A 9,356-nucleotide genomic window follows, 5' to 3' on the forward strand; every position below is an offset into this window, starting at 1 on the left:
GTTCGTATTCACATTGCGGTTGCCGGGTGGCGGAGCGTGACCGGAAGTCGGCCCCGTGTGTCAAACCGGTTCTGCTCGGCTTGCGTCACGGACTCGTCCCGAGGCCGCCGTCCGATCGGACCGCCCGCGGATCCGGCGATTCGCTCCGACGGCCGGGTCCCACGCCCCTCGAACGGTAACGCGCGCATCGCGGTTCCCGCCTCCCGACCCCATTGGTTCGCGGTCGAGCGGGAAGCCGCCGCCTCCATACAACACATTTTCTTGGCAACGGCAAGGAGCATTCCGTGGGGACAACACCTGCGACTGTACAGGCGTGCCGCCCCGGATCACGGTGCACCGGCCCAAGCCGCGCTCAGTCGGTACCGGCGGACCGCTCCTCGGCGGGCTCCCCGACCTCGGGGAACAGCAGGAATCCGTCGGCCACCAAACCGCGCAGTTCGCCCGGTACGGCATCGCGCAACCGGGCCGGGTCCTCGTCGAGCAGTTGGGCGATGGCGTCCACGATGACGCCGGCCGGAAGCTGCCCGTCGCTGGCGCCGGCCAGCGCCGCGCCGACGGTGTCCACCCGGTCCGCCCGGCACATGCCGCGGCGCTGGCGCAACACGACCGTCTCGGGATCCTCGGCGCCCGGTGCGCCGGTCTGCTCCTGGACCACGTGGTCGGCGAGCCGGAAGGCGACGTCGAGCAGGCCGTCGTCGTCCGTCCCGGCCAACCGGTCCTGCCGACCGAACCAGGCGTGCACCTCCGCACCGAGCGGTTGTTCGATCGCATGCGGCCAGTCCTCGATCCGCACGTTCGGCGTGTCGGAGCCGGACGCCCGCAGCGTGATCCAGCCGAATCCGATCCCCTCCACGCCGTCCCGCTCGAACGCCGCCAACCACGCGTCGTAGCGTTCGGCGTAGTCGGTGCCGTGATGGTCACCCGAATCGCGCAACCACAGCTCGGCGTACTGCGCCGGGTCCTGTACGTCGCGCTGGACCACCCACGCGTCACAGCCGGTGGGCGCCAGCCAGGCCGCCAGCCGGTCCTGCCAGTCCTGGCCGCGCAGGTGCTGCCAGTTGGCCAGCAGTTGGCAGTAGCCGCCGTCGGCCAGGAACGTCGGCGCCTGCGCCACCAGCAGCCGACACACCTCGTCGCCGGGCAGCCCCGCGTCGCGGTAGGTGTACCGCTCGCCCACCGGAGTGATCACGAACGGCGGATTGGACACGATCAGGTCGAACCGCTCGCCCTCGACCGGCTCGAACAGGCTGCCCTCGGCCAGGCCGACATTGCCCACCCCGGACAGCGCCATGGTCAGCCGGGTCAGGTCGAGCGCCCGCTTGTTGACATCGGTGGCCAGCACCGAGTCGGCGTGTCGCGACGCGTGCAGCGCCTGCACACCGCACCCGGTGCCCAGGTCCAGCACCCGACCCACCGGCTCGCGCACGGTGATCCCGGCGAGCGTGGTGGACGCCCCGCCGATGCCCAGCACGTGGTCCGCCCGGACCGGGCCGTTGACCCCGCCGATGCCCGCGCCGAGGTCGGACACCACCCACCAGTCGGTGTCCGCCTCGCCGTAGGGCCGGATGTCCACGAGCGGCCGGACGTGGTCGCCGTCGCGGACCAGCAGCCCGCCCGCGAGCGCCTCGGCCAGCGGCAGGGCCCGCCGTACGTGTGCCTCGGGCGCCGACGTCTGCAGCAGGAACAGTCGGATCAGCACCGCGAGCGGGCTCGCCGCGTCCGCCCGCAGGGCACGCAGCGCCGGCACGGTCTCGCCGCGCGACAGCGCCGCGTACGCCTGTGGGCCGAGGGCGTCGAGGCAGCCGTCGACGGTGTAGCCGGCCGCGATCAGGGCCTCGCGCAGTCGGGCCACCTGGGAGGTGTCGTTCATGGTCACGCGCACCATCCTGCCTGGTGCGCGCCGACCCGGCGGTCAGCCGGCCGACGCCGTGCCGGTCGGCGACGCCGAGGAGGACTCCGCGCCGCCGCTCGGCGGCGGGCTGCTCGACCCGGTGGAGGCGGTCGAGGAGGCGGTCGAGGAGGCACTCGCCGAGGCGGACGTACGCGGCGTGGCACCCGACGCGCCGGTGGTGGGCGTGGCGCCCGTCGCCGGCGCCGAGGGGACCGGCGCGGTCGGGACCGCGTCCGGCTTGCCCGCCGCACAGCCGGGCACCGCCGCGAGCGCCTTGCCCGCGTCGCCGCGGTGCAGCTTGTCCAGGGCGGTGTGCGAGGAGGCGCGCAGCCCGTCGATCTCCGGGTTCAGCGAGCGCAGCCCGTCGGCGAACACGTTCTGTTGCTCGGTGGCCAGGCCCGCCACCTTGGTCTGGATCCCGGCCCAGCCCTTGGCCGTGTTGCGCAGTTCCGCGACCACCGACGTGTGCAGCGCGGCGCCGTCCGAGACCGCGGGTATGCCCGCCTTGTCGAGCGCGTCGGCGAGCGCGTTGTCCGCGTCGGCGAGCCGGGAGATGTCGGCGGCCAGCCGGGTGCGCAGGGTCGCGGGCTGCTCGTTGGGGATCACCGTGGCCACGTCGGCCAGCGCCGCCCGGGCCTCGTCGATCCGCGCCGTCACCTCCACGGCGCAGACCTTCGCGGCCCAGGCCCGCAGTTCGGCCTGCTTCTTCTTGTTCTCGTCGTTCTTGTCGTCGCCGCCGCCACACGCGGTCAAGGCCGATGCCAGGACCAGCGCGGAGACCACCAGGAACTTCCTCGACACGCTTTCCACCTTTGCTCGGAGCCGGACGCAGACTCGCACAGCGCAAAGGTGTTCGGCCAAACACGCTCCCCGGGCGTGGCACGGGCGCGGTACCGATTTCTCCGGTTCCGCGCCCGTACGTACCTCGGATCGAATCAGGCGGCCGCCTTGGTCACCTGTTCCTTGTGGTCGCCGTCGCCGTCGTCCTCGCCGACGACCACCGACTTGCGCTTGCTGTACCAGACCGCGCCCACGATCACCACGACCGAGAAGGCCGCCGCCAGGGCGCGCAGCGCACCGTTCTCGTCCGCGCCGATGCTGAGCTTGACCACGGCCGGCGCGATCAGCAGCGACACCAGGTTCATCACCTTGAGCAGCGGGTTGATCGCCGGTCCGGCGGTGTCCTTGAACGGGTCGCCGACCGTGTCGCCGATGATGGTCGCCTCGTGCGCGGCGGAGCCCTTGCCGCCGTAGCTGCCGTCCTCGACCATCTTCTTGGCGTTGTCCCAGGCGCCGCCGGAGTTGGCCAGGAACACCGCCATCAGCGTGCCGGTGCCGATCGCACCGGCGAGGAACGCCGCGAGCGGGCCGATGCCCAGGGTGAACCCGACCGCGATCGGGGCCATCACCGCGAGCAGTCCGGGAGTGGCCAGCTCACGCAGCGAGTCGCGGGTGCAGATGTCCACCACCCGGCCGTACTCGGGCAGTTCGGTGCCGTCCATGATCCCGGGACGGGTCCGGAACTGGTTGCGCACCTCGAACACCACCGCGCCCGCCGCCCGGGAGACCGCGTTGATCGCCAGGCCGCTGAACAGGAACACCACGGCCGCGCCCAGGATCAGCCCGACCAGGTTGTTCGGCTGGGTGACGTCGGTGGCGAACGCGAACGAGGTGAGCTTGGAGGCGTCCGCGAGCCCGCCGGCCTCGTCCACCGCCGTACGCACCGCGTCGCGATAGGACCCGTACAGCGCGGTCGCCGCGAGCACGGCGGTCGCGATGGCGATGCCCTTGGTGATCGCCTTGGTGGTGTTGCCCACCGCGTCCAGCTCGGTGAGCACCTGGGCGCCCTCGCCCTCGACGTCGCCGGACATCTCGGCGATGCCCTGCGCGTTGTCGGAGACCGGCCCGAAGGTGTCCATGGCCACGATCACACCGACCGTGGTCAACAGGCCGGTGCCCGCGAGCGCGACCGCGAACAGCGCGAGCATGATGATCCCCGCGCCGAGCAGGTACGCGCCCAGCACCGCCACCGAGATCAGCACCGCGGCGTAGACCGCGGACTCCAGGCCGAGCGCGATGCCGGACAGGATCACCGTGGCCGGGCCGGTCAGCGAGGTCTTGGTGACATCGCGCACCGGTCGCCGGCTGGTCTCGGTGAAGTAGCCGGTCAACTGTTGGATGACCGCCGCGAGCACGATGCCGATCAGCACCGCCAGCAACGCGAACACCCGCGGGTCGGCGTCGTGCTTGAGGATCTCCTGGTCGGCCAGCCCGTCCAGCTCCGAGAACTTGCTCGGCAGGTACAGGAACGCGGCGCCCGCGACCAGGACGAGCGAGATGACCGCCGAGACGAAGAAGCCCCGGTTGATCGCGGTCATGCCGCTGCGGTCGCCCGCTCGGGGGGCGACCGTGTAGATGCCCACGATCGCGGTCAGCACGCCGATCGCGGGCACGATCAGCGGGAAGACCAGGCCCGCGTCACCGAAGGCGGCCTTGCCCAGGATCAGCGCGGCGACCAGGGTGACCGCGTACGACTCGAACAGGTCCGCGGCCATGCCCGCGCAGTCGCCCACGTTGTCGCCGACGTTGTCGGCGATCGTCGCGGCGTTGCGCGGGTCGTCCTCGGGGATGCCCTGTTCGACCTTGCCGACCAGGTCGGCGCCGACGTCGGCGGCCTTGGTGAAGATGCCGCCGCCCACGCGCATGAACATCGCGAGCAGCGCGGCGCCGAAGCCGAAGCCCTCGAGCACCTTGGGAGCGTCCTCGCGGTAGAGGATCACCACGAGCGCGGCGCCGAACAGGCCCAGGCCGACGGTGAACATGCCCGCGACGCCGCCGGTGCGGAAGGCGATCCGCATCGCCGCGTCCCGGCCGGCGTTGCCGGATCGGGCGGCGGCCGCGACGCGCACGTTGCTGCGCACCGCGAGCCACATGCCCACGTATCCGGTGACGGCCGAGAAGACCGCGCCCACCAGGAAGAAGATCGAGCGGCCGATCCGCTCGTTCCAGTCGTCCGCGGGCAACAACATGAGCAGGAAGAAGACGCCCACCGCGAACACCGCGAGGGTGCGGAACTGACGGGCGAGGTAGGCCGCCGCGCCCTCTTGGATCGCACCGGCGATCCGGCGCATGGAATCGGTGCCCTCGTCGGCGGCGAGCACTTGACGCACGAGTCCGGCGGCGACGCCCAGGGCACCGAGGGCGATCACCGCGACGATGACTACATAGGTGAGGTTGCCGCCGGAGACGGAGACGTCCGCGGCGGTGGTGAGTTCGGAGGGGTGGATCCCGGACATTCGTCCTCCTTGGCTAGGAGCACTTTCAGATCGGGACTTCTCAATGCGAAAGGAGTGTATGCAAATGATCAAGATCAGACCATGGGAATCGCCATGATCAGATCAAATTACCGATGAAATCCGGGCGTGATTCCCAAAATCGGCGCATCGACCCGGAATCAGGTTTTACGACCCGGAAAATGGGATACACGGGAACGCCGAAATCGCCCCCGGGCATCCCGGGGGCGATGAGGGTCGTACGGGTGGGGCCGGTCAGCCCACGGTCTCGGCGGACTTCGCGCCGGAGGGCCACGACATGCGGATCACGCCGCCCTCGGCGCCGGCCCGCACGTCGAGATCGTCGACCAGGCCCAGGATCACGGCGAGGCCCATCTCGTTCTCGATCAGGTCCAGGCCGGAGCCGTTCGCGGACAGGTCCGGCACCAGCCCGGCGCCCTCCGCGAGGCCCTCCTCGGTCAGCGTCGGCTGCGGCACGCCGTCGTTGACCTCGATACTGAAGCGGCCGTTGCCGTCGTCCAGGGTGACCGTGACCGGGCGGTCGTCGTCCACCCGGTCCTGGTGCATCCCGACGGCGCGGGAACACGCCTCGCCGACGGCGAGGCGCACCTCGTCGAGCACCGTCTCAGCAACCCCCGCTCGCCGCGCCACGGCGGCGGCGACGAGCCGCGCCGTGCGGACGTGTTCGGGCAGCGCGCTGAAGCGCAGCTCGACGATGGCCATGGTTCCCCCAGCCGTGCGAGCACCCGCCCGGGCCGGCGCGGGTGCGGTGTGCGTCCGGTCAGGACGTACGTCGGTCAGTCGGACGAGGCGATGGCCACGGCCACCGACGGATGAATCGGAAAGACCTTGGTCAGGCCGGTGATGCGGAAGATCTTCAGGATGCGCTCCTGAGTGCACACCAACTGCAGCGACCCTTCGTGGGCACGCACCCGCTTCAGGCCACCCACCAGCACGCCGAGCCCGGTCGAGTCCAGGAAGTCGACGGCTTCCATGTCGACGATCAGGTGGAACTGGCCTTCGTTGACGAGTTCCACCAGTTGCTCGCGCAGCTTGGGTGCGGTGTATACATCGATCTCGCCGCCCACCTCGACGATCGTACGACCGCCCTCGGTTCGGGTCGACAGGGACAAGTCCACGGATCCTCCAGCACCTTGCTCTTGAGCGGTCGCCCCCCATGGATCGGCAGCCGCCAAGGCATTCAACCACTTATGGGCACTAGGGGACGATGAATCCCGCGACATTGGATGTAACACTGGTGCCCGATGCAGCCCAGAACACGCCCCCCGGAAGGTCTTCTCGGCCGCCTTATGGCGGGTCGGGATCGACCCGATCGAGTGACGCACGTCCGGCGCATACCCGCTCGCGAAGGTGTTACCGCGGCCTGGCCCGATTGGGTTCGGCCGGAAGTCGGCGACGCGTTTCGCACCGCGGGTATCGAACTGCCGTGGGAGCATCAGGCCCGCGCCGCCTCTGTTGCGGCACGGGGCCGCTCGGTCGTGATCGCCACCGGCACCGCCTCGGGCAAGTCCCTCGCCTATCTGTTGCCGGTCCTCACGACCCTGGTCGAGGGCGCGTCCGCGCCCAGCGGGCGCGGTGCGACCGCACTCTACCTCTCTCCGACGAAAGCGCTGGCCTCGGATCAGGCGCGCGCCGTCGAGGAGTTGCGGTCGGCGAGCCCCGCGCTCGGGTGTGTCCGGGTCGCCACCTACGACGGCGACACCCCCGTCGAGGTCCGGCAGTGGGTCCGCTCGCACGCGTCCTACGTCCTGACGAATCCGGACATGTTGCACCGCGCGTTGCTGCCCGGACACCGTTCGTGGGCGGCGTTCCTGCGCTCGCTGCGCTACGTGGTGATCGACGAATGCCACACCTATCGCGGCGTTTTCGGCTCGCATGTGGCCCAGTTGATCCGCCGGCTGCGCCGGGTGTGTCGCCGGTACGGATCCGATCCGGTGTTCGTGCTGGCGTCGGCCACCGTGTCCGATCCGGCGCTTGCCGCCGAACGGCTGATCGGCACGCCCGTGGTCGAGGTGACCGAGGACGGCTCGCCGCACGGCGAACTGGTGTTCGCCCTGTGGGAGCCGCCACTGACCGGCCATGAGGGTGAACACGGAGCGCCCGTCCGGCGTACCGCGACCTCGGAAACCGCCGATCTGCTCACCGATCTGGTCCTCGACGGCGTACGCACGGTCGCCTTCGTGCGCTCGCGACGCGGCGCCGAGGTGGTACGGGTGATCGCGCGCGATCACCTGGCCCGGGTGGACGAGTCGTTGGCCGATCGGGTGGCCACCTATCGCGCGGGCTATCTGCCGCAGGAGCGGCGGGCGATCGAGCGCGCGCTGCACGACGGCAGCCTGCTCGGGGTGGCCGCGACCACCGCGCTCGAACTCGGAGTGGACATCTCCGGCCTGGACGCGGTGCTGATCGCGGGCTATCCCGGCACCCGGGCGTCGTTGTGGCAGCAGGCCGGCCGCGCGGGGCGGGCCGGGCAGGAGGCGCTGGCCGTGCTGATCGCGCGGGACGATCCGCTGGACACCTTCCTGGTGCACCACCCCGAGGCCCTGTTCGACCGCCCGGTCGAGGCGACCGTGCTGGATCCGGACAACCCGTACGTACTGGCCCCGCACCTGTGCGCGGCCGCGGCCGAGTTCGCGCTCACCGAGGAGGACCTGGAGCTGTTCGGGCCGGTGGCCGCCGAACTGCTGCCGGGTCTGGAACGGCGCGGGTTGCTGCGTCGGCGGTCCACCGGCTGGTACTGGACCAGCCGGGAGCGGGCCACCGACCTGACCGACATCCGCGGCGCGGGCGGGCCGGCGGTGCGGGTCGTCGAACAGGACACCGGGCGCCTGCTGGGCACGGTCGACGCGCCCGCGGCGCACTCCGCGGTCCATCCCGGCGCGGTGCACCTGCATCAGGGCGACACCTTCCTGGTCCGCGAACTCGACCTCGGCGAGGGCGTGGCGCTGGTGCGCGCGGCGGCCCCGGACTGGACCACCAGTGCGCGTGAGGTCACCGAGATCCGGGTCCTGGAGACGGTGCGCACCCAGGAGTGGGGCGCGGCCCGGCTGCACTTCGGCTCGGTCGAGGTCACCAGCCGGGTGGTCTCCTTCCAACGCAAACGGATCGTCACCGGCGAGGTGCTGGGCGAGCACAAACTCGACCTGCCCGAGCGCAGCCTGCGCACCCGCGCGGTGTGGTGGACGGTGACGCCCGACCAGGTCGCGGCGGCGGGCATCGAGCCGACCGACCTGCCGGGCGCGGCACACGCGGCCGAACACGCCTCGATCGGCCTGCTGCCGCTGTTCGCGACGTGCGACCGCTGGGACATCGGCGGGGTGTCCACGTCGCTGCACCCCGACACCGGCCTGCCGACCGTGTTCGTCTACGACGGCCACCCCGGCGGCGCGGGCTTCGCCGAGCGCGCCTACATCACCGCCACCGCCTGGCTGACCGCGACCCGCGACGCGATCGCCTCCTGCGAATGCGAACACGGCTGTCCGAGTTGCGTGCAATCACCCAAATGCGGAAACGGCAACCACCCACTGGACAAGCGGGCGGCGGTTGCGCTGTTGGGCGTGTTGTTGGGGGCGGGTGGGAGTGGTGTGGGTGAAAGCGGCGCGGGCGGGGTCGGCGCAGGTGAGGCTGGCGCGGGTGGGAGCGGCGGGTAGCGATTGAGACGACGGATGTGGGGTTGGTTGGGGTGTGGTGAATGGGCGGGGACACGCCGGTCAGGAGGCCGGGGGGCTGTGAGGGCGGCTAGCTGGTGGGTCCGACGCGCTGTGTGAGGCGAGCAGGCCGAGCTGCGTCGCGGCGGGCGGCGGGCGGCGGGCGGCGGGCGGCGGGCGGCGGGCGGCGGGCGGCGGGCGGCGGGCGGATGAGCCTGGCCAGGTCGTGAGGGGAGCGAGCCGACGGAGCGGAGTCGCGACCCGGACCGGGGCGGAGCGAGCGGCTGCGCCCGAGACGCGAACCGAGCCTGGCGCCCGGGCGAGATCGCGAGCGCAGCGAGCCAGTGGACCCCAGACGGGAGCCGAACCCGACACCCGGGCCGGGGTCGCGGGCGGAGCGAGCGGAGTGGGCGGCTTTCGGCGATGCAGCGTTGCTTCTTGTTGGGCGCCTTTGGCGCCGGCTCGCGAGGGGCCACTTTTTTTTTCCGTCGCGGGCTCCTCCAC

6 protein-coding genes are annotated in these 9,356 nt (G+C 71.5%); 1 reads left to right on the forward strand and 5 read right to left on the reverse strand.

The features are described 5' to 3' along the window. Positions 1-352 precede the first annotated feature (352 nt). The 5 genes from ACFXMF_RS23110 to ACFXMF_RS23130 form a co-directional block, all read right to left on the reverse strand. Positions 353-1,885, reverse strand: coding sequence for a class I SAM-dependent methyltransferase (locus tag ACFXMF_RS23110; protein ID WP_360324135.1), 1,533 nt, complete (start codon positions 1,883-1,885; stop codon positions 353-355). 27 nt (positions 1,886-1,912) lie between these two features. Continuing rightward, positions 1,913-2,692, reverse strand: a complete 780-nt coding sequence (locus tag ACFXMF_RS23115) for a hypothetical protein (RefSeq protein WP_379989373.1) — start codon at positions 2,690-2,692, stop codon at positions 1,913-1,915. Between the two features lie 134 nt (positions 2,693-2,826). Further along, positions 2,827-5,187: a sodium-translocating pyrophosphatase gene (locus ACFXMF_RS23120; protein WP_360324131.1), complete on the reverse strand. Its 2,361-nt coding sequence runs from the start codon at positions 5,185-5,187 to the stop codon at positions 2,827-2,829. Positions 5,188-5,439: 252 nt separating this feature from the next. After that, positions 5,440-5,907 (reverse strand): ATP-binding protein, encoded by a 468-nt coding sequence (locus ACFXMF_RS23125; RefSeq protein WP_360324129.1) that lies wholly within the window; start codon positions 5,905-5,907, stop codon positions 5,440-5,442. A gap of 74 nt (positions 5,908-5,981) precedes the next feature. Then, positions 5,982-6,323: an STAS domain-containing protein gene (locus ACFXMF_RS23130; protein WP_020549531.1), complete on the reverse strand. Its 342-nt coding sequence runs from the start codon at positions 6,321-6,323 to the stop codon at positions 5,982-5,984. 126 nt (positions 6,324-6,449) lie between these two features. Here ACFXMF_RS23130 and ACFXMF_RS23135 point away from each other — a divergent pair, with 126 nt between their 5' ends. Continuing rightward, positions 6,450-8,855, forward strand: coding sequence for a DEAD/DEAH box helicase (locus ACFXMF_RS23135; RefSeq protein WP_379989375.1), 2,406 nt, complete (start codon positions 6,450-6,452; stop codon positions 8,853-8,855). The last annotated feature ends 501 nt before the right edge of the window (positions 8,856-9,356 follow it).

Source organism: Embleya sp. NPDC059213 (assembly GCF_042754445.1).
In the GTDB taxonomy this organism is placed as follows: domain Bacteria; phylum Actinomycetota; class Actinomycetes; order Streptomycetales; family Streptomycetaceae; genus Embleya.

Coding starts and splice junctions, on each gene's coding strand:
- ACFXMF_RS23120 (WP_360324131.1), bottom strand. CDS start 5,187: ATGTCCGGGATCCACCCCTCCGAACTCACCACCGCCGCGGACGTCTCC.
- ACFXMF_RS23125 (WP_360324129.1), bottom strand. CDS start 5,907: ATGGCCATCGTCGAGCTGCGCTTCAGCGCGCTGCCCGAACACGTCCGC.
- ACFXMF_RS23135 (WP_379989375.1), top strand. CDS start 6,450: ATGCAGCCCAGAACACGCCCCCCGGAAGGTCTTCTCGGCCGCCTTATG.
- ACFXMF_RS23110 (WP_360324135.1), bottom strand. CDS start 1,885: ATGGTGCGCGTGACCATGAACGACACCTCCCAGGTGGCCCGACTGCGC.